We start from the raw sequence: 22,690 nt of genomic DNA, 5'->3' as shown, positions 1-22,690 counted from the left end.
GCTTACGGTGAGGAGATAACCGCGATGGATCTACGCACCGAGATCCGGGAGTTTCTCAGCTCACGTCGCGCCCGCATCGCACCCGAGCAGGCGGGCCTGCCCGCTTACGGCGGCAACCGCCGGGTCAAAGGTCTGCGCCGCGAGGAGGTAGCGCTCCTGGCGGGGGTATCCGTCGACTACTACGTGCGCATGGAGCGCGGCAGCCTCGCCGGTGCCTCCGACGGCGTGCTCGACGCGTTGGCCTCTGCCTTGCAGCTCGACGAAGCCGAGCGCGACCACCTGTTCCACCTCGCGCGCCAATCGAGGGCGCCCCGCAGCCCACGCCGGCGCAGGCCTGCCGTGGCGGTGCGCTCGACGCTGCAGCAGGTGCTCGACGCCATCTCCGATGCGCCGGCCTGGATCGGTAACGGCCGTTATGACGTGCTCGCCATGAATCAACTCGCTCGCGCGCTGTATTCACCGGTGCTGGCCGACCCGCGACGGCCCGCGAACACAGCGCGGTTCGTCTATCTGAACCCCGAGGCGGCCAGAGATTTCTTTGTCGACTACGACCAGGTTGCCGGTGACGCGGCCGCGAAGCTGCGCATGGCAGCCGGCCGCAATCCGCACGACGAGGAACTGATCGCCCTAGTCGGCGAACTGTCAACGTGCAGTGAGCTATTCCGGCAGCGGTGGGCATCTCAGGACGTGCGGCTGCACCGGTCCGGCCGCAAGCGGGTGCACCATCCGATCGTGGGCCAGCTCGACTTGGACGTCGAATCCATGGAGCTGCCCGCCGAACCCGGCCTGCACCTCAACGTCTACACCGCACCCGCGGGCACACCGACCGCTGACAATTTGGCGCTCCTGGCGTCGTGGGCGGCCACCCAACAGACGCTGGCGACCGAGTTCGAAGCACGCAACGGATAGTCCAACCCCTTCAGCCGTACTAGGGTCCGTCTCCCCGACCAGCGCGGGCAGACCGCACCGCTCGGCCAGCCGCACCACCGGCTCCAGCCCGCCGTACGCGATCAGGTTCGGATCATCGAACGCGGATGAGACCGCCGCCGCGGCATGGGAAGACTGCATTTCGGAAGTGCCTTGTCGATCGTGCCTGATGTGGTCCTAGAAAAACCCCATCATCGCAGGTCGCAAGGCACTTCTTCGTTTCTGGGTGAACCATCCACCGGCATCAAGCCGGGGCGATCCGGGATCAGTCACCCGGTCCGCTGCCGTGAAAAACTCGTTGTCAGACCCGGCCGGTAACTTGTGCCGCGTCCAGGGAAGTTCACGGCAGAAGGACGCACATCGATGCCCGGTTATCAGCGCACCAAGGAGTTCCACGGCCTACCCCTGGTGGATTTCGATCCGGACAGAGCCGGCGCCCGTAAGGCCCCCCAGGCGTCGGCCTGGCATCTCAGTGCGCCGTTCTCGGGGGCGCCGGAGTTCCCCGAGCTGTTCGAGCACTTCGTACAGACCGTCGACACGACCCAAGTGGCCGCCCTGGTGATGGGTTTCACGGGTTTCGACGGCCCGCCCGCCGCGACGCCCCTGATCGAGGCCGCCGAGCGATTCCCCCGGCTGCGGGCGCTGTACCTCGGCGACGTGGGGGACTTCTACAACATCTGGCAGACGGACCTCACACCTGTTCTCGAACTCTTCCCGCTGTTGGAGCGTCTGGAGGTCCGGGGAAAGCAGGAGTGGGAGCTGAGCCCTTTCCGGCATGACACGCTCAGGACCCTGCGGTTCGAATCCTGCGGCCTGCCGTCCGACGTCGCGCGGGCGGTGGCGGCCAGCGACCTGCCTGCGCTGGAACACCTGGATGTGTGGCTCGGCGTCGACGACGGAGAGAACGACACAGCCAACGCGTTCGATCTCGCGCCGATGCTCAGCGGCGAGCGACTGCCCGCGCTGCGGCACCTGGGCGTGGAGAACAGCGCGATCCAGGACGAGATCGCCGAGTCGATCGCGACGGCTCCCGTGGTGGCCCGCCTGCGCTCACTGAGCCTGGCCCTGGGAACGCTCACCGACGAGGGCGCCGAAAGTCTGCTCTCGGGCCAGCCGCTGACCCACCTGGAGCGCCTGTACCTGCGTCACCACTACCTGTCCGACGGCATGATGGGGCGGTTGCGGACGGCGTACGCGAACACCGAGGTCGACCTGAGCGATGCCATGGGCGAGTTCCACGGCTCCTTCGAGGACGAGGTCTACAACTTCGTCGCGGACGGACGAGACTTCTAACCTCGCGCTACGCCCCGCACCGCCGATCAGCGGCGGAGCGTCCCCGTCTTGACCGCCGTAACGAACGAGGACCAGCCGGCGGTCGGGAAGACAAGTGCGGGGCCGTGCGGGGACTTGGAGTCGCGGACGGGAACGACGGGGTGGCCGTCGGCTACCTCAAGGCACTCGCCGTTGCCGCCGCCGCTATAGCTCGACTTACGCCACCCCGTGAAGCGCTCACTGCTCACCATTTTCGTGTTCCTCCGCTACGACCCGCACCAGGGCCAGTGATTTCCCGTGCGACAACGCATCGCCCAACGCCAGATCGTAGGCCGTTCGGCAGTTGCTCACCAGGGCCGGATCGTCCATCAAGTTCCCGGTGTACAGACCCTCGACGTACGCCACGGGTGCAGCATCCTTGAAGCTCATCAGGGTGAGCAGGCTCTCCATCAGAGCGTGCTCCCCAGCCCCAAAGGGCAGTACATGCAACCGCAGACGCCCCGCCTCTGCCATGTCCGCGATCTTGCGCAACTGCGCAGCCATGGCTAGCGCTCCTCCGACTCGGCGTCGGAGCACCGCTTCGTCCAGCAGCGTCCACAGTACGGGGCCTGACGGCCCTTCAAGGATCTGAGCCCGTTCCATGCGGTTGACCACCCGCCGGTCAATGTCGTCTGTCCGGTAGTTCGGGTCGTACGCGCGGAACAACGCCCGCGCGTAGTCGTCGGTCTGCAAGAGACCGGGCACGAGTGTCAGCCCGTACTGACGGATCTCGGCCGCCTGCTTCTCCAACTCCGCCGCAGCGGCGAAGTGATGGGCGAACTTCGAGTCCAAGTCTTCCAGCCACCGCTCGAAGAACCCGTCCGTCCCCAGTACCTTGTCCAGCCGCTTCGCGTCCGACGGGCTCGGCAGCCGACGCCCCGCCTCGTAGTGGCTGATCAGCGTCGGCGAGCACATCATCTCCCGCCCCACCGCCTCCTGCGTCATCCCCGCCGCGATACGGCGCAGCTTCAGCTCCTCCCCGTACTTCTCCCGAGGACTGCGAGGCACCCGTTGCTCCATCACGCGATCAACTCCTGTCCTTGAACTGCGCGTTGTCAAGATCGAACCCCTTCCACCGTAGCGCCCACCACCCCACTCTGTAAGCGAAACGTCACAGAGAGCAACTTGGAGGAGGCTTTCCCATGCTGATGAACTCCGGCCACGGAGATTCGGTGGTACTCCGTTGGAGCCGGCACCCGCGCTGCGTCGGGCTCGCGCGTTGGGAGTTGCGGAAGGCGCTTGCCGGGTGGGGGCTCGCTCCGCTCGAAGAGGCCGCCGTGCTCGTGCTGTCCGAGCTGCTGACCAACGCAGGGCGGCACGCCCGCGTTTCGCCGGGGCGGGAGATCGAGACCTGGTACGTGCGGATGTCCGACACGCTCCGGATCGAGGTGCACGACGCCTCGCCCGACTGGCCCGAGGCCCGCGAACCGGACCTGGACGCGCCCGACGGCAGAGGGCTCGCGCTCGTCGCCGCGCTCGCGGACAGCTGGGGGGTCAAGGACCGTAACGGGCCCGGAAAATCCGTCTGGGCGGAGCTGTCACTTCCCGAGTGAGCACCGGCCACCCGCCACCGTTCGATCCGGACCGTCGTCAATACCCCCGAGCAGACTTCGCCGTGTTCCCCTCCGGGGGCAGGGGCGCCTTCGTCATGCTCTGTTGTGTTTCTCGATCGTCCGGCTACCGTCACGGCACGGTCAACGAGATCGACCCGTCACCGAGAGGGGAAGCCCATGACCCGCGAACTGCGGATGCTCGGCACCAACAGCAAATCCGGTGAGTGCCCGACGCTGTACGAAGACGTAGAGACGGGCGAAATTCTTGTCCAGGGATACACGGTCACGGATCCCGGGGTCTTGGCGCGGATGGCGAACCCGCTGAAGGGGGAGTCATTGGTGGTCGTGGACCGCGCCTTGCTCGTGAACTTCGCGCCGAAGGAGTGACGTTGGACGCGGTCCCCGCACACCAGATCCTCGACTTCTTCCGCGACGGCTTCGAGCACACGGCGTGGCGCCTGGAGACTCGCCGCTCGTACGCCGCCGACGAGGCCACGGAGGAGTACCAGCGGTTCCTCGCGGGGATCAACCCGCCGCGAGATGACGGCCCGTGGTTCATGAACGCGCGCGAGCAGACGGCCGCGGGTAAACGGATCGAGCGCGTACGCCTGGTCGACGAGCCCGCCACCGACGGGCAGCGGTACCTCCTGGCCACGACACCCGACAACCTGGCCGCAGGCGAGGACATCCGGTACATACCCAGGAGTGAGGCCGAATCGCTCAGCCTGCCGACCGTCGACTTCTGGCTGTTCGACTCCCGAGTCCTGGCTCGCTTCAACTGGGAAGACGCCGAACGTCGCATGGAGTTGAGCACCGACCCCGAGGACGTCGTACGGGCCTGCCAGGCCCGAGACGCCGCATGGCATCACGCCACCAGGTACGAGGAGTTCGCCGCGCGGGTACGTTCCCCTATGTGAGCACTGACTACCAGCAGGCCAGGGTCGCCCTCGGTGCGCGGCTGCGCGAGCTGCGCACCGAGGCAGGGCTCACGGTACGCGGGCTCGCCGCAACGTGCGGTTGGGCGCCGTCGAAGGTAAGCAAGCTGGAGAATGGCAAGCAGACCGCGGCGGTGGCAGACCTGGACGCATGGGCGATCGGCGTCGGTCGGCCGGAGACAGCCGTCGAGCTGAAGGGCCGCCTCGCCGGTCTCGAATCGACGTACCGTTCCTGGCGTCGGCAACTCGCCGGCGGACACCGCGCGGTCCAGGACGCACTCGGCGCCCAGCACGAACGGACCACGGTGCTCCGAGGCATCTCCGCATCCGTCGTCCCCGGGATCTTCCAGACTCCGGAGTACGCGCGCGCCGTGCTGTCCAACTACGCCGAGCTGCACGGCGCCGTACGGGACGTAGAAGACGGTGTGGCGTCCAGGATGAGGCGTCAGGAGGGCCTGTACGCCCGTGAGAAGCGGTACAAGGTGCTGCTGTGGGAGTCCGCGCTGCACGTTCGTATCTGCCCGCCCATGGTCCTTGCCGACCAGTTGGACCGGCTTATGTCCGTCAACGGGCTGTCCACCGTGGAACTCGGCGTCATCCCGCTCGGTGCGGACGTGCGGATCGCGGCAGGCGATGACTTCTGGATCCACGATGACCGACTGGTCATCGCCGAGTCGTGGCACGCCGAGATGTGGCTCGACTCCCCGGAAGACATCGTTTTGTACCGGAAGGTCTGGGACGCACTCGCCGTCGGCGCCGTCACCGGGCGGGACGCGCACCGGATAATCGCCCGCGCACGGGCCACTTTGACTCCCGTTTGAGCAACACCCGGCAACACCGACCATCGCGTGAGAAACATCGAGAAACACGCGAGTTTCTGAGAAACAGTCGGCCGTACCGTCCGGTGCATGACTACCGCGACCAGCCCCACCACCACTGCTGAGCCTGCCTCCGTGCCCTACCGCCGGGGCGAGGGCTGGCCCGTGTCCCTTCTGGAGCCCCTGGCTCTGACCGCCGACGAGGAGCGCGTCCTGTCCGCCGGCCTGGTCGCGCACGGCGTCAAGGCCCGCTGGTTCCCACGTGCCTGCAAGCCGGGGTGTGCGTAGTGACCCTGCTGACGGCGGGCTGGACGGAGTCCCGGTCGGTGTTCACCCCCGTTCGCCGGCCGGGCTCTACGCGCTCCCACTGATCCCCGCCCCGCTCGCTCATTCCCTGGCAGGACAGCGCCCGGGACGGGGCCATGCACCACCCATCGAGAGAAGGGCACGGCACATGACCCCGACGGTACAGCGCTGGGCAATCGTCCGAGGCGGCGAGGACAACACCGACATCGAGGACGGCGACGGCGGCGGCTCCAACCCGAGCAGTGGCTGCGGCGACAACCACAGGTAACGGCACACGGATGGTCCGCCCTGCCAGACCGGGGCGGACCGTCCGTCACGAAGGGATACAGAGACCTTGCCGAGAATCGTGACCGGATCCGGACGGGTCACCGTGCTGCCGCTGCTGCATACCTGGCCAGACCGGTACGGCGTCCTCACCTACACCACCAGCGGCGCATTCGGAGACACCGCGATCGTCGCCTACGTCCCGATCCCCGACATCCCCGACATGCCCCTGATGGACATCGCCGCACGACACCAGCCCACGCGCCAGTACGGCTCCGCCGGCGGAGCCGGCTTCGCCGAGGCCTGCTGGCTCATGTGCGTCGGCTGGAGCGGTCGCCTCATCCGCAAGCCCGGCGCCGTCGAACTGGCCGACGCCGCATGGTCGCTGGAAGCCGACGCCCACATCCAGCTGTTCAAGACGATGTACGGACACGACCAACTGCACATCGGCCGGATCACCTTGACCAACCCCGAACTGATGGCACAGGCCCGCGCCGTGCTGCCGGTCCCCGCCCGGTCGCTCGTGTGAGTGGTTGAGGACGGTCGATGAGGACGCGACCGGGCGGCGCGAAGGGCGGCGAAACTCCGCCACTGGACACGCCGTTCGGCGCGCCTGGGAAAGGACTGGTGCGCTCCCGTGCCGAGGCCCAGGATGATCCCCATGCCTGAATCCACTGCCTTCCACGACCTGGCGGCGTTCGTCGCGCTGCCCCGCGTCTCCTCGTTGGCCCTGTCGCCGGACGGAACACGTCTGGTGACAGTTGTTCAGGAACTCTCCAGCGACGGCACCCGGTTCGTCGGCGCCCTGTGGGACGTCGACCCGTCCGGGGAACGTCCCGCGCGGCGTCTCACCCGCTCCGCCCGCGGTGAGTCCGCCCTCGCGTTCCAGCCCGACGGGACCCTCCTCTTCCTCTCCTCCCGCCCGGTCGCCGATCCCGGTGAGTCCGAGGACGACAAGCGGGAAGCGGCACTCTGGAGCCTGCCCGCGGGCGGCGGCGAGGCGGCGCAGGTGCTGGCCCGGCCCGGCGGGATCGACGAGTACGCGACCGCCGCCGAGGCGTCGCGGATCGCCCTGGCGGCCTCCCGGCTGCCCGGAGCATCGGACGCCGAGCAGGACGCGCGGCTCCGCGAGGCCCGGCAGAAGGCCAAGGTGTCGGCGATCCTTCATGAGTCGACGCCGGTACGGAGGTGGGACCACGACCTCGGTCCCGGCATCCCGCGGGTGTTCACCGTCCCGGACCCCACCGCGGAGCAGCCCGCGGTGGTGGACTGCGGGGAGCGCCGGATCGACGCCTATCGGGGGATCGCGCTCTCCCCCGACGGCTCGCTGATCGCGTACGGAGCGGCGGTCGGTACGCTCCCCGACGAGATCCGCTCCGCCATCGTGGTGGCGGACGCCGCCACGGGCGAGCGGCTGCGCGTACTGGAGTCCCCCGACGCCGAGTTCGCCGCTCCCGCCTTCACCCCGGACGGCCGGTCTCTGGTCTGCACCCGCGAGCGGCGGATCACTTGGGAGTCTCCCGGAGACGTCACGCTGTGGCTGGTGGGCGCCACCGACGACCAGGACCCCGGACGCGATCTGCTGCCCGATTTCGACCTGTGGCCGGGCGCCCCGGTCGTCTCCCCGGTGCCCGGCGAGGACGGCTCGCCGGTGGTCTACTTCACCGCCGACCAAGGCGGGCACGCGCCGGTCTTCCGGCTCTCCACCGGCAGCGGCGAGTTGGTCGGGCTCACCGCATCCGGCGCGTACTCCGACGTGGTCGTGGGCCGGGACGGCCGGGCCCTGTACGCGTTGCGCTCGGCCGTGGACAGCCCGCCGACTCCCGTACGCCTGGACGCCGGGGCACCCGACCAGCGGCCGGTGCCGCTGCCGTGCCCCGGACAGGTGGCCGCGTTGCCCGGCAGCCTCACCGAGGTGCACACCACCGCCGAGGACGGGACCGCGCTGCGCGCCTGGCTGGTGATGCCGCGCGGCGCCGAAGCCACCGCCCCCGCGCCCCTGTTGCTGTGGGTGCACGGCGGCCCGCAGACCAGCTGGAACGCCTGGCACTGGCGGTGGAACCCGTGGGTGGCCGCGGCGGCCGGTTACGCGGTTCTGCTGCCGGACCCGGCGCTGTCCACCGGATACGGGCAACGGATGCACGAGCGCGGCTGGGCGCACTGGGGCGGCGCGCCGTACCAGGACCTGATGGCACTGACCGACACCGCGCTGCTGCGGGACGACCTGGACGATGAGCGTACGGCGATGATGGGCGGCTCGTACGGCGGTTACATGGCCAACTGGATCGCCACCCACACCGACCGTTTCAAGGCCGTCGTCGCTCACGCGAGCCTGTGGAACATGTACAGCTTCGCGGGGGTCACCGACTTCCCCGCCTACTGGATGCGGCGGCAGGGCGACCCGCTGGTGCGCACCGAGCGGTACGAGCGCGAGTCCCCGCATCTGGGGGCCGCGGAGATCACCACGCCGATGCTGGTGATCCACGGCGACAAGGACTACCGGGTACCGATCGGCGAGGCCTTGGCGCTCTGGAACGCCTTGGCGCGGTTCGAGGTCCCTGCGAAGTTCCTGTACTTCCCCGACGAGGGGCACTGGGTCGTCAAACCGAACAACATCCGCCTGTGGTACGGCACGGTGCTGAGCTTCCTGGCACACCACGTGCTCGGCGAGCCGTGGCAGCGTCCCGAGCTGGTCTGATCCCGCACTGCCGCAGTGCCGCAGTGCCGACCGCAGCCGCGGCGGCTACGCCCCGCTCAGCGACAGCTTCGCCGCGAAGCCCAGGAACAGCGCGCCGATCGCCGAAGTCGCCGCGGCCGAGAGCCGCTTGCGGCGGCGGAAGGCGGTGGAGAGCCACGTGCCGCCGAATATCAGCGTCGTGAGGTAGAGGAGGCTGACCGCCTGCGCTATCACGCCGAGCACCAGGAACGACAGCGCGGGATAGGCGTAGGCAGGGTCCACGAACTGCACGAAGAAGGAGATGAAGAAGAGGATCGCCTTCGGGTTGAAGAGGCAGATCACGAAGGCGCGGCGGAACGGCCGCTCGTCCTCGGCCGGGCCGGCGGAGGCGGGGGCGGAGGCGGAGGCGGAGGCGGGCGCTGTCACCGGCTCGTCGTCCGGCGCGCTCTCGTGCCGCGTACGCCACATCGCCCAGGCCGCGCGCAGCATGCCGACGGCCAGATACGTCAGATAGCCGGCGCCCGCGTACTTCACGACGGAGAAGGCCAGTTCGTTGGCCTTGAGCAGCGAGGCGACACCCGCCGCCGACAGCACCATCAGCACCGTGTCACCGCAGAAGACACCGGCGGCGCCCCGGTAGCCCGCGCGTACGCCGCGTCGGGCGGCCAGCGAGAGCACGTAGATCGAGTTCGAGCCCGGCAGCAGAATGATCATTATGACGCCGACGAGGTAGGTCGGCAGATCCGTGGCACCCAGCATGCGGCGGAGTATGGCACGCGCCGGAGAGGGGCAACCAGGCCATTTCGCCCCTCGGACAGAGCCATGAGCCGGCGGGCGCGGCGGGCCCGAGACGCCTCAGAACGTCTCGTGGGGCACATACGCACCCCACACCTCCCGTAGCGCGTCGCACACCTCCCCCACCGTCGCCCGCGCCTTGAGCGCCCGCTTCATCGGATACAGCACGTTGCTCGTGCTCCCCGTCGCCGCCACCCGCAACTCCTCCAGCGCCGCGTCCACCTCGCCCTGGTCGCGCTCCGCGCGCAACGTCGCCAGCCGCGCCGCCTGTTCGGCCTCGATCGCCGGATCGACACGCAGCGGCTCGTACGGCTCCTCCTCGTCCAGCCGGTAGCGGTTGACGCCGACGACCACCCGCTCCCCGCCGTCCGTCTCGCGCGCCACGGCGTACGCGCTGCGCTCGATCTCGCCCTTCTGGAAGCCGCGTTCGATGGCCTCGACCGCGCCGCCCAGGTCCTCGACGCGGGTCATCAGCGCCCGCGCCGCCTCCTCCAGGTCGTCCGTCATCTTCTCGACGGCGTACGAACCGGCGAACGGGTCGACGGTCGCGGTGACATCGGTCTCGTACGCGAGTACCTGCTGCGTACGCAGCGCCAGGCGCGCCGACTTGTCCGTCGGGAGTGCGATCGCCTCGTCGAAGGAGTTCGTGTGCAGCGACTGCGTACCGCCGAGGACCGCGGCCAGCCCCTGCACCGCGACCCGGACCAGGTTCACCTCGGGCTGCTGCGCGGTGAGTTGCACACCCGCCGTCTGGGTGTGGAAGCGCAGCATCAGGGACTTGGGATTCCGCGCGCCGAATTCCTCGCGCATGACGGTGGCCCAAATGCGGCGCGCGGCACGGAATTTGGCCACTTCTTCGAGAATCGTCGTACGCGCGACGAAGAAGAAGGAGAGCCGAGGCGCGAAGTCGTCCACGTCCATTCCCGCGGAGATCGCCGTACGGACGTATTCGATGCCGTCCGCCAGCGTGAACGCGATCTCCTGCGCGGGCGTCGCTCCCGCCTCCGCCATGTGATAGCCGGAGATCGAGATCGTGTTCCACCGGGGAATCTCCGTCCGGCAGTACTCGAAAATGTCCGCGATCAGCCGCAGTGATGGTTTGGGCGGGAAAATGTAGGTACCGCGGGCGATGTACTCCTTCAGTACGTCGTTCTGCACCGTGCCCGTGAGCGCGGTGGCCGGTACGCCCTGCTCCTCGGCGACCAGTTGATAGAGCAGCAGCAGGAGCGCGGCGGGTGCATTGATGGTCATCGACGTGGAGACCTGGTCCAGCGGGATCCCGTCGAAGAGGATCCGCATGTCGTCGATCGAGTCGATGGCGACCCCGACCTTGCCGACCTCGCCGCTCGCGATCGGCGCGTCGCTGTCGTGGCCCATCTGGGTCGGCAGGTCGAACGCGACGGAGAGCCCGGTCGTGCCATGGTCGATCAGCTGCCGGTAGCGGGCGTTGGACTCGACGGCCGTGCCGAAGCCCGCGTACTGGCGCACGGTCCACGGCCGGCCGGTGTACATCGACGGGTAGACCCCTCGGGTGTACGGGTACGAGCCCGGCTCGCCGAGCCGCTGGGCCGGGTCCCAGCCGGCCAGCGCGTCGGGGCCGTAGACCGGCTCGATGGGGACACCGCTCTCCGTCCGCCGGTTCGTCGTTCCCTGGTCAACGGGCTCGTGCGCCATCCGCTCCGCCTCCGTCGCTCGCGCGGGTTTGTGGTGTGCGTTGTGTTGTGTTGTCTGTTCCTCCATCATGCGGGCGCTGGTGTCGTGGCGATATGAGCGTTCGAGGGTGTCGGGCCGGCTTCCCCACGGTTTCCGGTTTCCGGTTTTGCGTGGTTGCGCGCGACGGTGTCCGTCGGGAAGGCTCTCCGGTCGAGACGCGCTTTCCTTTCGCGGAGCCTCCGGGTGGAATTCGGCCTCGGCCAAGGTTTTACGCTAAGAGGGGGTCGTCCGGGCAACCGGAACGGGTCCTCAGCTGTCTCAGGAGATACATGCCGGTACCAACGGCTCACCAATGCTCGCCATCGGATACTCGCCATCGGACAGCTCAGTGGCAGACAGGGGGACGAAGTTGCCCAGATCATCAACGCGGCCCGGTACCCGGACGCGGACGGGAACGCGACAGCCGCGTACGGCCACGCTCACACTCCGCGTCGCGCTCGCCGCCGGTGTCGTGCTCGCCGTCACCGCCGGCTGTTCGGCGCAGGTGGCGACCGATCCGGAGGGTGCCGACAAGCCGGGCAGCGGCAGCGGCTCACGGATCGATCCGGCGGGGCCCGCGTCGAGCAGCCCCTCGGCGAAACCGGCCGCCGCCGCGTCGAAGCCGCCGGCCAAGCCGTCGGAGAAGCCGTCGAAGAGCGCGAGCGAGAAGCCCGCACCGCCGAAGCCGAAACCGAAGACGGTGCTGGCGAGCGGCGACCAGGGCGACCAGGTACGTGAACTCCAGGCCAGGCTGCGGCAGATCGCCCACTTCAACCGCGCGCCCACCGGCTACTACGGCTCGGTCACGGCCGCGGCCGTCTCGTCGTTCCAGGCCAAGCGCGGGCTGCCGCAGACCGGCACGACCGACGTCATCACCTGGCAGAGGCTGCTGGGGATGACGAAGAAGCCGACCGCCGCCCAACTGCGCCCGCCGGCGGTCGAGAAGCCGGCGCCGAAGCCGGATCCGCGCTGTATGACGGGCCGGGTGATGTGCATCAGCAAGACCAGCCGGTCGCTGTCCTGGATGATCGACGGCAAGGTGATGTCGACTATGGACGTCCGGTTCGGCTCGCAGTACACCCCCACCCGCGAGGGCACGTTCAAGGTGGGCTGGAAGTCCCGGAACCATGTCTCGACGCTTTACGACACCCCGATGCCGTACGCGATGTTCTTCAGCGGCGGCCAGGCGGTGCACTACTCGGCGGACTTCGCGGCGAATGGCTACAGCGGCGCGTCGCACGGCTGCGTCAACGTACGGGACAAGAAGAAGATCGCGTCGCTGTTCGACCAGGTGCGGACGGGCGACAAGGTCGTCGTCTACTGGTAGCGCTGACGCGCGCGGGGAGTCGCTAGGCACGGGAGTTGAGAGGCGCGGGCGGAACCGGGGGAACGTATCCCGCCCGCGCCAATGTTGCGTCGAGCCGAAGGTACGGGGGGAACCCCGGCTCAAACGCGGCCGATGACCAGTCGGCTCACTCTTAACTGCGCCACAGCGCGAAAAAACGTCACACGTGGATCCTGGACGCCGATCCTGGCCGAAAATCGCCTGTCGGCGCGGGCGCCTATGACGCGGAGGGGCTGGGGGCCGGGGTGGCGCTGGGCGTGGGAGTGGGGCTCGGGCTGGAGTCCGGCGTCGCCGGGAGTGGGGGCGGCGTGGACGCCTCGTCGGTGTCCGGCGGGGTCATCTCGATCGTGTCGCCGTCGCCCGGCCACTCGCTCGGCGGCCCTGCGGACCCGCCACCCGTGCCGCCGCCGGATCCACCGTCCGTACCGCCGTCCGTACCGCCCTCGGCGGGACCGCCGTGCTGCGGACCTTCGCCACCGGCGCCGCCAGTGCCGTCGTCATCGCCACCACCGTCACCACCCTCACCGTGGCCGCCCTCGTAATGACCGTCCCCGCCCCGGTCCTCGTTCAGCAACTGGCCACAGAAGCGGCTCACGCCCTCCGGCCCCTTGGCCGCGTCCTCCAGCAGCTTCTTCTTGCTGTCGGCGATCGTGCCGTTCCGGTATTCGTGGCAGGCCTGGACGAGCTTGGCGTACCACTTCTCGCCGTCGCCGTCCTTCCAGCCGTCGCCCGCGGACTGGTCCTTGCCACCCTTCCCCTTGTCCGTCGCACCGCCGGACGCGCCCGCGTCGGAACCGGAGGCACCGGGCGAGACCAAGTCCGTACCGTCGTCGCCCGCCGTGTCGGAGGGGAGGGGCGGAGAGTTGAGGCTGTTGCTCGGCGTTTCGGACACCAGCGGCTCCGGTGTCACGGCGTCCGAGACCGAGTTGGCGGGCCGTGGCGGGCTCTCCCCCGCCGACGGCGCGTACAGGTAGCCGGCTCCGGCCGCCACACCGCTCAGCGCACATCCGGCCATGGCGGCGGCCAGGCCCAGCCGCAGCGGGCGTCCGAAGCTCGGCAGTCGTGCCCCACCGGACTCAGGATCGAGGCGTACGGTCCCGATCCCGGCGGCTCGCGCGTCCGTGCGGGCAGGTCGTCCCACCGTCCCGACGGCCTGCCGGAACGCGGCGAGGGCGGCGGCCTCGCCGGGCAGTTCGGCCGAAGGCTCTGCCGTACGCGCACCCGCTTCCGCGTCCGCGCCCGCGACGCGCGACGCGTCCTCAAGAACCCTGGCGAGCCGGTCGGCCTGCGCCTGGGCGTGTGCGTCGGCGGTCTCGACCGGCCGTCCGCGCAGCAGAAGCTCCGCGACACCGTGGTCGAGCCACGTCTCACGCTCGTGCGCCATCACATGTCCTTCTGCGTCCCCGGCGGCGAATGCGTCACACCGGCCGGCTCGGGAGCGCCCTGGTGACGGGCGCGCTGTGGCGGTACGGATCCCAGGCCGTTCACCGGGCCACCGCGCGCGGCGAGGCCGGCGCCGTCCCGGTCCTCCCGGCCCTCCGGGCGTTCCTGGTCTTCGGCACCGAGCAGCTCGGCCAGCCGCTTGAGCCCCCGGTGCGCCGCCGTCCGCACGGCGCCGGGCCGCTTGCCCAGAGTCCGCGCCGCGCTCTTCGCATCGAGCCCTACCACGACGCGCAGCACGACGGCCTCCGCCTGGTCCTGGGGCAGTTGCGCGATCAACGCCATCGTCGTGCTGGTGGACAGGGCCTCCATCGCCTCGTCGGCGGTGTCCGAATCGGCGGCCTTCCCGGCCAGCTCCGTCTCGTCACTGCCGGTGGCCGGGCGCCTGCCGCGCATCCGTATGTGGTCCAGGGCGCGGTTACGGGCTATCCGCGCGGTCCAGCCACGGAAGCGGTCGGCGTCGCCGCTGAAGCGTTCGAGGTCGCGGGCAATCTGGAGCCAGGCCTCAGAAGCCACGTCCTCGGCATCAGGCTCGCCGACGAGCGTTCGTATATACGCCAACAACCGCGGGTGCACGGCGCGGTACACAGTCCGGAACGCAGCCTCGTTCCCGTCCTGTGCCGCGAGCACCGCGGCGGTGAGCTCCGCGTCGTCCCCCAGCACTCCACTCAACCTGTCCTGAATCGCAGCTGGTCACTGCCGCACGCCCCCACGCGCTCCTGCACGCTACGGCCTCTCGGATGTCCAAGTCCATAATTTGTCCAGCCGACAACAACCGGTCGCCCCACCCCGGTGTGACAGAAAACGCTCTCCCGACGCTGACATGAGTATGGGGCCGCAGAGCGTCCCCACCGGACGGCGACCGGGGCCTCTCCTGTGGGGGGTGGCGGCCCCGGTCGTCCTCTCCTTGCCCTTCTGACCAGGCAAGACGCGGACTACGGGCCGCTTCCGTGGCCAACGCGTCGCCGGGGTCCTGCGGCCCGCCGGGTGTGATCCCGTCCTCGCTCGCAGTATGTATCCGTCCCGCGTGAAAACGAGACCGTGCTCGCCCCGGAGCGAGCCGAGCCACTCCTTCCACAACTCCTGGCGCTCTCACTGTGCCTTAGCCTCGCGCTTTCACGGAGCGGGCTGTTCCGACCGTCTCCCGCCTGGTCGGGGTCCTTGGCCGCGATCCGGGCGGCACGGGCCGAAGTGCGGGAACGGGTCCGCGAGTTGGCCGGTGCGAGCCGTCCGGCCGTCGACGGCTCGGTGATCGTGGACATCGACGGGGTGCTCGTCCTCGCGCACTCCGAGAAGCAGGACGACCACGGCCCGGACGGGTCCGGGGGAACCGGTTGCGCGCTGCCGGGCCATCCGCCTGCCCGAAACCCGAAACCCCCGCCAGACAAACCACAAAGGGTCCGCCACCCAAACCGACGGACCCTCATGAACGATCGAGGTTAGTCGCGCCATGCGCTGGCTGAAAAGGGCATCCAATACTGGCGAGTGATACACATCACATATCCGCCCCCTCGTTGAACCCATTCCCCGGCACGTCCGTCAGGTCTACCGGCGATGACCGAGACACCCCCTCGGAGGGTAGATATGTCTGCAGTACATGGCCTGCAGTTCAATCCACAGGAGGTCGAACTCCTTGATGCGACATTGCGCGATGGTTCCTATGCCGTTGATTTTCAACTCGATGAGAATTTCGTCATCGAACTCCTCGGCCGACTTAACGAGACGCCGATCAGTATGGTTGAAATCGGGCACGGTCTAGGTTTCGAGGCTGAGCGCACCGGCATCAAGCCCAGCAATATTGATCTTGGACGTTGGTGCGAGATCGCACAGTCGGAGCTGTCGGCCACTTCTTGGGGTATGTTCGCGCAACCACAATTTAGTCGGCTCTCTACCCTCGCCAGACTCAGCGACGAAGGCATGTCGTTCATACGTATCGGCATGGAGCCCGAGCGGGTGCCGGAATACGTTAACTACATTGAAACTGCCACCGGAACGTGTGGTGCGGTTTACCTCAACCTCATGAAAACGAGTGACACGCCAGCTGAGGAGCTACCGGGTCTGCTGGCAGACGTCACCTCGGAGATCGCCGGCCTGTACGTGGTGGACTCGTACGGATCCATGCTTCCCAGTGACGTCTATCGCTATGTGACCGTCGCAAGGGAATCCTTTCCGGTCGTTGGTTTCCATGGCCACGACAATCTTGGGTTGGCGAATGCGAACAGCCTCGCGGCCTTCGAGGCAGGCGCAAGAATCGCTGATGGAACGCTCGACGGCATCGGCCGCGGCGCAGGTAACGCTGAGACTGAGTCCCTGGCCGGGATAATCAGTTCCCTCGGTGAGGACAAGTTCGACTACAAAGCGCTGGCGAAGCATGCAGACTTTTGCCGGACCAATTTGAAACTCCTTCCTGAGGACCGAAACATGCAGGTCCTCGGTGGGGTCATCGGGATACATTCCGGATTCTTTCCACTTGTCGAGCAACTATGCGACGAGTTCGCCGTGGACCCGGCTTCACTGATGGAAGCTGCGGTCAATCAGACCGCAGGGAACACGAACCAGGACGATATCCGCGCTGCGGCACGCGATCTCTCTCGAAAGATTGCAGCTGCCTAACATCCTCCGACCAAGCGAAAAATGGGAGAATCAATGCGGTTGGCGAGATTCAAAACTGGTAACGGCTATGAGATTTTCGCGAGCCACGGCGACAGCTGGATCTCGCTGTCCGGAATCGAAGGTTATGCAACTCCGACGCGTTTGGGTGACCTGCTGGATCCGACCCGCCTCAGTGAGCTGTCAGCATTACTCGGCTCGCTACAGGACGTTGAATACGCCGACATCCACCTGGACCAAGCCGCGACCGTTGTCGATACTGGAGACGTCTGGGGCGCCGGCTTGAACTACAAAGGTCACTCCGAGGACTTGAATACTCGGCAGCCATCCTCTGGGCCCGGTTCATACCTGCGGCCGAGTAGCTGTCTCATCGGCAACGGTCAGGAGATCGAGCTGCCGACCCAAAGTAAGAGGGTGACCGCGGAAGCGGAACTTGGCCTAGTCATCGGTACGGAATGTAAAAACGTACCGCGTGACGAGTGGCGGTCTGTTGTGGCGGGCGTCACCTCGGTCCTCGATCTGACCGCCGAAGACGTCATACGCGAGAACCCTCGATATATTCCTTGGGCCAAGGGCTTCGATACGTTCTGCAGCGTCGGCCCTCAGATCGTCAGCCTTGGCGAGTTCGATGATGCGAAACTCCAGTCGATTCAGGTCTCAACCATTCTTAATGGCGAAACCGTGGCCTCCGCCCCTTTGGCTGACATGAAGTACGATCTCGGATTCCTGGTCGAGTATTTTACGGCAGGGCGCACATTTTCACCTGGCACAGTCATCTGTACCGGAACCCCAGGGGCCGCAGTGATCAATCCCGGCGACTCCATCGTCTCAGTCGTCGAGGGCATTGGCGTCCTCTCACACACAGTGAAGGGCTGAGAAACTGTGCATCAGGTGCCGGTTACCGAGGCGATCGAACGCGTCTGCCAAGAAAATCCGGAATGTAGCGCGATCGAGACAGTACATGGAGTGTTGTCCTACCAAGAATTTGGTGCAAACGTTCGCGAGTTCGCGGAGGAGCTTAAAAGACGGACCGAACCCGGGGAGTTCATCGGAATTGAGGCGAACCGTGCCGCGAGCTCAATTGTGGCCTTGGCCGGTGCCCTACGGGCCAGACGTCCCTTCGTGTTCATGGATACCCGCGACAGCGCGTCTTCGAATTCGGACAAGGTGTCGTTGCTCGGAGTCAAGAGGATTGCCAAGACTGCCGCATCGTCACCCCTTCCTGTGCTGGCCGGTCCACCGGTCGACTGGTGCGACGATGCGAAGCGTCGCCGAGACATTGCAGCAGACCTCGCGCCGTACCAGGGCAGTATTGGGTATGCCATCCACACCTCGGGTTCGACGGGTGAGCCTAAATGTGTGCTGGTCAGGGCGGAACCGCTGGCACGCATGGTGGGAGACCATGTGCGCTCCCTGGAACTGGTCACACAGAGTCGCACGCTGCAATTCGCCCGTCTAACCTTCGACGGATGTATTACGGAAATCCTCTGGACTCTGACCGCGGGCGCGTGCCTGGTGATCACCGGTGAGGAACAGCTCATTCCGGGAACCGTGCTGCAATCTACGCTGGAGAAATTTGGCATTACCCACCTGAAAACGACGCCGTTCGCACTTACGACCACCGATCCGACGAATGCGATGAGCCTCCAGCACGTCATCAACGGTGGCGGGGCATGTAGACCCGCAGTGGTTCAGAAGTGGTCGCCCATAGCGGCTTTCCACAATGCATACGGAACCACGGAAAGCACCGTTTGCAACTTCCTCAGCCCCCCGTTGACTCCAGATGACTTCACCGATTACGTACCGCTCGGTGCAGTGGTGGGAGACTGCGAATACAAGATCCTCCCGTTGTCCACAACGGCGGGGGAAGATACCAACGAAGCACCGTCCTCACGCGGTGAGCTGGCTATCACCGGCGAAAGTGTCGCCATTGGTTATCTGACACCGCAGGGTTTGCATCCTTTCGAGGACGACGAATCACACCGATTTTATCGAACCGGCGACATAGTCGAGCAGCGCGACGGACAGCTGTTCTTCGTCGAACGGTTGGACCGGCAGCTGAAGGTCCGCGGTTTTCGCCTCGATCCAGGCGAGATCGAGAGTGCAGCCTGTCGACTCGAAGGCGTCATGGAAGCGGTGGTAACCGCCGAGACGTATGCGGACACCGACGACTCTGTTGCTGATGCCCTGGTCTGCTACTACCAGGGTGCAGTCACCGCTCGTGCCCTGCGGACACATCTCGAGACGGCCCTCGACTCCTACAAGATCCCCTCCCTGATCCACCAGGTCGAGGCGATGCCCTATACGCGAAACGGCAAGGTCGATCGAGACGCCCTCAGGGCGAGGCGCCAACCCGAAGAGGACTCAAGTGAGAACGTCACACCGGAGGAGCAGATCCTTGCCCTGGTGCGTCGGCTCACCGGGGTCGGCGATGCCGACGTCGACGACAACTTCTTCGACCTGGGCGGCGATTCGGCATCCACTGTGATCTTGGTCAACAAGCTGAAGGAACTCGGCTGGGTGGGCGCCGGCGTCCGAGACGTACTTCGGGCTGAGAGTTTGAAGGCCCTTGTCGATGATCTACGTGGCCGGGGTGTGTGAGGACGATGTGTGGAGTGTGCGGGACCTTTTCCCTGAACGGTGGGATTGATCGCAGCGTTCCCGCTGCCATGCATTCCCGGCTTGTCCACCGCGGTCCCGACGAGACCTACTCTCTGAATACGGAGACGGTCTCCATCAAGCTTGGCCGACTGGGCTTCACTGGACTGGTCGATGGTTGGCAGCCTGCGGAGGATCGTAGCGGTCGCTATGTAGCGATGACCAATGGCGAGGTGTTCAATGCCCGAGATCTTCGCGAAAAAGTAGGCTCTGCCCGTTATGGGAACGGCGTTGACGTATCCGTAGTTCCGGAACTCATCGCGCAGTACGGCATAGAAGGTCTCCGTCTAGTCGACGGGCAGTTTGCCACTGTGGTCCTCGACCGTGCCGAGAAGTCACTCTTCCTGGCCAGAGACCGGTTCGGTATCTGTCCGATGTACTACACCGTGACCAATTCTGGCGTTCACTTCAGCTCTGAGATCAAGCCTCTGGTGCAGTGCGTCGATCGCCCCTGGAAGGTGGATATTGGTGCGGTTGACCAGTACCTTGCGATGGGTAACATCGTCGCGCCACGTACTCTCGTGAAGGAGGTCCAGGCCGTTCCCCCCGGGTGCGCCGTCAAGTTCACTGCCAACAACCAGGAAACATTGCGCTACTGGCGGTACGGAGAATTCTCGTCACCGGCAGAACTCGTGTCTGCTGAGACGATTCGAGAAAATCTCCGAAAGTCGGTCCGCGACCGCCTGGAGGCCGAGGTTGAGATTGGCGCCTACCTGAGTGGTGGGTTCGATTCCACTGCAATTCTGATGGAAGCAGCAGATCTCACCGATCAGCCCGTTCGTACTTTCTCAATCGTCTTCGACGATCCAGGACTGGACGAGGGGCATTTTCAGCGTGAAGTGGCACAGACCGTCGCGAGCAAACACGAACAGATCCTCTGCCGTCGGACCGACATTGCGTCGCGGTTCGAGGATATGGTCCGACACTGCTGCTATCCACAGCGAGAAACATACAACGTTGCTGCCATGATGCTAGCGGGTGCTGCCCGCTCCTCCGGGATCAAAGGAGTTGTATCCGGTGAGGGTGCGGATGAACTGTTCTTCGGTTACGACTCCTATGCCTTCGACAGTGCGACCCGCTCCAATCGCAGTTCACGAGCGGAGAACGAGCAGGCATGGGGCAGGGCAGACTTCAGCTGGGAGGTTAACTGGCGGAAGCTGAGTCATCGGCGTGACACGTATCTTACGCCGAGAGCCCAGGAGGCGCTCAATGGGAATGAGTTCTGGCGATCCAGGCTCATCCCATTCACGGAGGACGAGGTGAAGCGACTCTCTCCGATGCAGCTACGCTCCATCGCGGACGTATACGTTCAATTGTCGGGCCATCTGCTCGGCGATCACGGTGACTCGATGCTCATGAAAAATTCTATTGAAGGGCGCTATCCGTTTCTTAGCAACTCCTTGGTCTCCCTGGCCCTGAAAATGGATGACGATGTGAAGCAGGTTGACTTCGAAGGAAAGGCATGCCTCAAGTCAGCCTACAAGGGAATTGTTCCGGACTCAGTTCTACGTCGTGGCAAGCACGGATTCACTGCGTACGATCTCCGCTCGGTCACGGACTCCCGCACCTGGGGTGACTGGTACAGCCTGGTTGAAGCCAGTGGGATCTTCAGACCCGATTGCCTTGACAGGCCCGCCGACTTGAGCGTTCCGGACAAGTGGGATTTCAGGCTTTCCGCAATCAGCATCGCCATGGTAATCGACGAGCTTGGACTCGAACTTTAGGTCAGAATCACCCCGCCTGTTCAAAAATTGGAGAAGAACGGTGAGTTCCGGAACCTCTGACGTCTTCCTGTTCCCGGGCGCCGGCTCATTCGGAAGTGAACTACAGCCATTGCTACGCGCGTTGGGGCCGTCGGCGCGAAGCGCCCGATATCCAGGTCGCTTCGGTCGGGACTTCGGTAGAGCAGCCACATCATTCGCAGCGGTCGTGAAGTCGTGCGTCGACCTAATAACCACTCTACAGCCGCTTGGCGCGGTACTCGTCGGACATAGTTACGGCGCATACGTCGCCTATGTCACGGCAACCGAACTGGAGGCAATCGGGGCGCGCGCTTCCGCATTGGTGGTCACGGGTGCTACAGCACCCGCACTGCTGACGATACCCGAGTCAATAACTCAGAGTTCTTCGGACGCCGCCGCTTACCTGGACCATATCGATCCCGGGCTTTTTTCTGACGAGTCAGGCGACTGGCGGGACATTGTTATCGAAACAGCCATGCAAGACCTCACGCTACTGAGAGAATTTACACAAGCAGCTTATCCAAGAGTGCGGTGTCCGGTCTTTGCGGCACGCGGCGAAGAGGATTTGCTGGCCCCCAGCGATGGGATCCAGGCTTGGGTTCGTGCAACCACCGAGAAGTGCACGCACCGGTCTTTTCCCGGTGGTCACTCGGACCTTCTGCGTTCTTCCGAGTTTGCTGCCTGGCTGGACGAGATCAGAGCCTGACCATCAAGTGGGCGCCGCCATGTTTCCCACAATCCGGAAGGTCGTTGCCCAGCGGCCGACCGGTTCCTACGCTCACCAATGAAAAGACACCATGAGCTCCGACATTCTCTCGGCGAGTATCGCGTTCATCGCGACCGCCACCTTGCTCACCGTCACCCCGGGGCCGGACAGTGCCCTCGTCCTGCGGACCGCAGTGCGTTGGGGCGGACGTATGGCCTTCATGACAGGGCTAGGGGTGTCGGTAGGGCTCACAGTATGGGGAATTACCTCAGCGGTGGGCGTGGCAGCACTCTTGGCGGCTTCCCCCATAGGATTCCGGATTCTGCAGATTGCTGGGGCTCTCTGGCTCATCTGGCTCGGTGTGCATGCTTTGGCCGCCTCACGCTCCAAGGCAGTTTCGCCAGCCACGAAACATACCCAGACGGCAGAAGCGGCACCCCGCCGAAGCTTTGCCACGGGTCTCTCGACGAACCTTCTCAATCCTAAGGCACTTATTTTCTACGTCAGTCTGCTGCCTCAGTTCATCCCACCGAATGCCCCTGCCTTCTCCATGACATTGCTGTACGCGCTGACACATGCCCTGCTGAACATCGTGTGGTTCGGCTTGCTGTCGTGGTGTGTTCCTGCCACGCGACGGCTGATTAACCGCCGTCGCCGGAACCAGCGGCGGCACGCACGCCCGCAGCAGCGAGCTCAGACATGGGTCGAGCGCCTGACGGGCCTGGCCCTGATATTTTTCGGCCTGACATTGGCCTCGATTGCCATATGACCAGCCGCGGATATCGGCCCCCGGGCTGACGGGCCACCCTATTTCGACGACCGGCAGCATGGCGCGGTCCAGCAGCGGCTCGTCGGCCACCGCGGAGCCGAGCGGGGCCGCGCTCACCACCAGCAGCCGGCGCACGACGGCC

General features: G+C 66.0%; 22 protein-coding genes. 16 read left to right on the top strand and 6 right to left on the bottom strand.

Features of this window, described 5'->3' with window-relative positions:
* The first annotated feature begins 24 nt into the window (after positions 1-24).
* Entirely contained in the window at positions 25-909 is an 885-nt protein-coding gene (locus tag ACIBLA_RS01445; protein WP_363243693.1) for a helix-turn-helix transcriptional regulator, read from the top strand.
* A 381-nt stretch (positions 910-1,290) separates the two neighbouring features.
* Positions 1,291-2,220, top strand: a complete 930-nt coding sequence (locus ACIBLA_RS01440) for an STM4015 family protein (protein ID WP_363243692.1) — start codon at positions 1,291-1,293, stop codon at positions 2,218-2,220.
* A gap of 26 nt (positions 2,221-2,246) precedes the next feature.
* Here ACIBLA_RS01440 and ACIBLA_RS01435 read toward each other — a convergent pair whose 3' ends face one another.
* Positions 2,247-2,450: a DUF397 domain-containing protein gene (locus tag ACIBLA_RS01435; protein WP_399197497.1), complete on the bottom strand. Its 204-nt coding sequence runs from the start codon at positions 2,448-2,450 to the stop codon at positions 2,247-2,249.
* On the bottom strand, positions 2,437-3,258 hold the full coding sequence (locus ACIBLA_RS01430) for a Scr1 family TA system antitoxin-like transcriptional regulator (protein WP_399197580.1): 822 nt from the start codon (positions 3,256-3,258) through the stop codon (positions 2,437-2,439). Before ACIBLA_RS01430 ends, ACIBLA_RS01435 begins: the two co-directional genes overlap by 14 nt.
* A gap of 122 nt (positions 3,259-3,380) precedes the next feature.
* On the opposite strand from ACIBLA_RS01430, the gene ACIBLA_RS01425 reads away from it, so the two are divergent.
* From ACIBLA_RS01425 to ACIBLA_RS01395, 7 genes are all read left to right on the top strand, one after another.
* Positions 3,381-3,791 (top strand): ATP-binding protein, encoded by a 411-nt coding sequence (locus ACIBLA_RS01425; protein WP_363243689.1) that lies wholly within the window; start codon positions 3,381-3,383, stop codon positions 3,789-3,791.
* A 177-nt stretch (positions 3,792-3,968) separates the two neighbouring features.
* Entirely contained in the window at positions 3,969-4,178 is a 210-nt protein-coding gene (locus tag ACIBLA_RS01420; protein ID WP_399197496.1) for a hypothetical protein, read from the top strand.
* Positions 4,179-4,180: 2 nt separating this feature from the next.
* Positions 4,181-4,708: a DUF6879 family protein gene (locus tag ACIBLA_RS01415; protein ID WP_363243687.1), complete on the top strand. Its 528-nt coding sequence runs from the start codon at positions 4,181-4,183 to the stop codon at positions 4,706-4,708.
* On the top strand, positions 4,705-5,547 hold the full coding sequence (locus ACIBLA_RS01410) for a helix-turn-helix domain-containing protein (protein WP_399197495.1): 843 nt from the start codon (positions 4,705-4,707) through the stop codon (positions 5,545-5,547). The genes ACIBLA_RS01415 and ACIBLA_RS01410 overlap by 4 nt, the downstream gene beginning before the upstream one ends.
* Before the next feature lie 87 nt (positions 5,548-5,634).
* Positions 5,635-5,832 carry a hypothetical protein gene (locus tag ACIBLA_RS01405; RefSeq protein WP_399197494.1) on the top strand — a complete coding sequence of 66 codons (198 nt, stop codon included), beginning with the start codon at positions 5,635-5,637 and terminating at the stop codon, positions 5,830-5,832.
* A gap of 352 nt (positions 5,833-6,184) precedes the next feature.
* Complete coding sequence (locus tag ACIBLA_RS01400; RefSeq protein WP_399197493.1) at positions 6,185-6,643, top strand: hypothetical protein; 459 nt, start codon at positions 6,185-6,187, stop codon at positions 6,641-6,643.
* 132 nt (positions 6,644-6,775) lie between these two features.
* Positions 6,776-8,812 (top strand): alpha/beta fold hydrolase, encoded by a 2,037-nt coding sequence (locus ACIBLA_RS01395; protein WP_399197492.1) that lies wholly within the window; start codon positions 6,776-6,778, stop codon positions 8,810-8,812.
* Positions 8,813-8,857: 45 nt separating this feature from the next.
* Here the strand turns inward: ACIBLA_RS01395 and leuE are convergent, their stop codons facing one another.
* Both leuE and ACIBLA_RS01385 read right to left on the bottom strand, forming a co-directional pair.
* Entirely contained in the window at positions 8,858-9,550 is a 693-nt protein-coding gene (gene leuE, locus ACIBLA_RS01390; protein WP_399197491.1) for a leucine efflux protein LeuE, read from the bottom strand.
* A 96-nt stretch (positions 9,551-9,646) separates the two neighbouring features.
* On the bottom strand, positions 9,647-11,260 hold the full coding sequence (locus ACIBLA_RS01385; protein ID WP_363243681.1) for a methylmalonyl-CoA mutase family protein: 1,614 nt from the start codon (positions 11,258-11,260) through the stop codon (positions 9,647-9,649).
* Between the two features lie 388 nt (positions 11,261-11,648).
* Here ACIBLA_RS01385 and ACIBLA_RS01380 point away from each other — a divergent pair, with 388 nt between their 5' ends.
* Positions 11,649-12,605: a L,D-transpeptidase family protein gene (locus tag ACIBLA_RS01380; RefSeq protein WP_399197490.1), complete on the top strand. Its 957-nt coding sequence runs from the start codon at positions 11,649-11,651 to the stop codon at positions 12,603-12,605.
* 235 nt (positions 12,606-12,840) lie between these two features.
* Here ACIBLA_RS01380 and ACIBLA_RS01375 read toward each other — a convergent pair whose 3' ends face one another.
* Positions 12,841-14,007 carry a hypothetical protein gene (locus ACIBLA_RS01375; protein ID WP_399197489.1) on the bottom strand — a complete coding sequence of 389 codons (1,167 nt, stop codon included), beginning with the start codon at positions 14,005-14,007 and terminating at the stop codon, positions 12,841-12,843.
* On the bottom strand, positions 14,007-14,726 hold the full coding sequence (locus tag ACIBLA_RS01370; RefSeq protein WP_363243678.1) for an RNA polymerase sigma factor: 720 nt from the start codon (positions 14,724-14,726) through the stop codon (positions 14,007-14,009). Before ACIBLA_RS01370 ends, ACIBLA_RS01375 begins: the two co-directional genes overlap by 1 nt.
* Before the next feature lie 921 nt (positions 14,727-15,647).
* On the opposite strand from ACIBLA_RS01370, the gene ACIBLA_RS01365 reads away from it, so the two are divergent.
* The 6 genes from ACIBLA_RS01365 to ACIBLA_RS01340 all read left to right on the top strand — a co-directional run bounded on the left by ACIBLA_RS01365 (position 15,648) and on the right by ACIBLA_RS01340 (position 22,548).
* Complete coding sequence (locus ACIBLA_RS01365) at positions 15,648-16,676, top strand: hypothetical protein (RefSeq protein WP_399197488.1); 1,029 nt, start codon at positions 15,648-15,650, stop codon at positions 16,674-16,676.
* A 33-nt stretch (positions 16,677-16,709) separates the two neighbouring features.
* On the top strand, positions 16,710-17,549 hold the full coding sequence (locus ACIBLA_RS01360) for a fumarylacetoacetate hydrolase family protein (protein WP_399197487.1): 840 nt from the start codon (positions 16,710-16,712) through the stop codon (positions 17,547-17,549).
* 15 nt (positions 17,550-17,564) lie between these two features.
* On the top strand, positions 17,565-19,274 hold the full coding sequence (locus ACIBLA_RS01355; protein WP_363243675.1) for a non-ribosomal peptide synthetase: 1,710 nt from the start codon (positions 17,565-17,567) through the stop codon (positions 19,272-19,274).
* 5 nt (positions 19,275-19,279) lie between these two features.
* Positions 19,280-21,055 carry an asparagine synthase (glutamine-hydrolyzing) gene (gene asnB, locus ACIBLA_RS01350; protein ID WP_399197486.1) on the top strand — a complete coding sequence of 592 codons (1,776 nt, stop codon included), beginning with the start codon at positions 19,280-19,282 and terminating at the stop codon, positions 21,053-21,055.
* A gap of 40 nt (positions 21,056-21,095) precedes the next feature.
* Positions 21,096-21,779 carry a thioesterase II family protein gene (locus ACIBLA_RS01345; RefSeq protein WP_399197485.1) on the top strand — a complete coding sequence of 228 codons (684 nt, stop codon included), beginning with the start codon at positions 21,096-21,098 and terminating at the stop codon, positions 21,777-21,779.
* 91 nt (positions 21,780-21,870) lie between these two features.
* On the top strand, positions 21,871-22,548 hold the full coding sequence (locus ACIBLA_RS01340) for a LysE family translocator (RefSeq protein WP_399197484.1): 678 nt from the start codon (positions 21,871-21,873) through the stop codon (positions 22,546-22,548).
* Positions 22,549-22,690 lie beyond the last annotated feature (142 nt).

Origin of the sequence: Streptomyces sp. NPDC050433, from assembly GCF_044458565.1 — a bacterium.
Lineage (GTDB): Bacteria > Actinomycetota > Actinomycetes > Streptomycetales > Streptomycetaceae > Streptomyces.
Note: the sequence above shows the minus strand (reverse complement) of the source record. Positions and strands in the feature narration are given on the sequence as shown.